Genomic DNA, 1,038 nt, shown 5'->3' with positions numbered 1-1,038 from the left:
TCTATGGTACCACCTGTGGTATCAACAATCTCAATTTTTATGCTTATCCTGAGTGCTTTGAATATCATTTCGATTATTTCCATCATTATGATAGATGAAAGAAGGAATTTTGGAATTCAAAAGGCGCTAGGGTTTACCAATAAGTTTCTAAAGATTAGGATTCTTTCTAGAATGGCCATTTTGACATCAATCGGTATAGCTGCCGCTCTATTCATTCACAATGGAGTATCAAAATCACTTATTGAACTTGTCATCACGAGTCCTAATGCGATTATTTTTTCACCCGTAAAGACTGCTATATACTGTGCTCTAATCTTTATTGTCATATTACTATTTGCTTTTGTAGGCACTTCAAAAGTAGAACGTATAAATGCAATAGAATTAATGGAGGAATAAGAAGATGAAGAGAACAATCATCAAAACAAGTCATTTGTGCAAAAGCTTTAGCATGGGAAAAGAAAAATTAGATGTGATTAATGATATGAATTTAGAGATATACGAAGGTGACTTTACCATTATCATGGGAAGCTCTGGTGCAGGAAAATCAACCTTGCTTTATGCGATAAGCACAATGGATCAATATAGTCAAGGAAAGGTAGAGCTGCTTGGCAAAGATATAACCTCTTTCAAAGAAAATCAAATTGCCAACATCAGAAAAAATGATATCGCCTTTATTTTTCAGGGAATTAATTTGTTGCCTGATATGACTTTATTTGAGAATGTGGCGTTCAATGGATATTCCCCATCAAAAAGCAAAAAATCAGTCAATGAAAAAGCACTTTCGTTATTAAAAAAGTTAGGTTTAGAAAAGGAAGTAGGTAAATATCCATCTGAAGTATCTGGCGGACAAAAGCAAAGAACGGCAATAGCGAGAGCCTTGATCAATAAACCTAAAATTATTTTTGCGGATGAGCCGACAGGAGCTTTGAATTCATCCGTGGGAACGGTTGTTTTAGATATCCTAACACAACTGAATAACGAAGGACAAAGTATTGTCATGGTAACGCATGACCTCAAAGCAGCAACGAGAGGAAATAG

2 protein-coding genes are annotated in these 1,038 nt (G+C 35.2%); both read left to right on the top strand.

Annotation, left to right across the window (positions count from 1 at the left end):
- Positions 1 to 396 (top strand): FtsX-like permease family protein (locus tag ACWF5P_RS27105; RefSeq protein WP_452445551.1); only part of this gene is annotated, 396 nt, incomplete at its 5' end.
- Positions 397 to 400: 4 nt separating this feature from the next.
- A partial coding sequence (locus tag ACWF5P_RS27100) for an ABC transporter ATP-binding protein (protein ID WP_452445550.1) occupies positions 401 to 1,038 on the top strand: 638 nt, incomplete at its 3' end.

It is taken from the genome of Peribacillus sp. NPDC055009, assembly GCF_053608705.1.
This window is presented reverse-complemented; position numbering and strand designations above follow the sequence as displayed.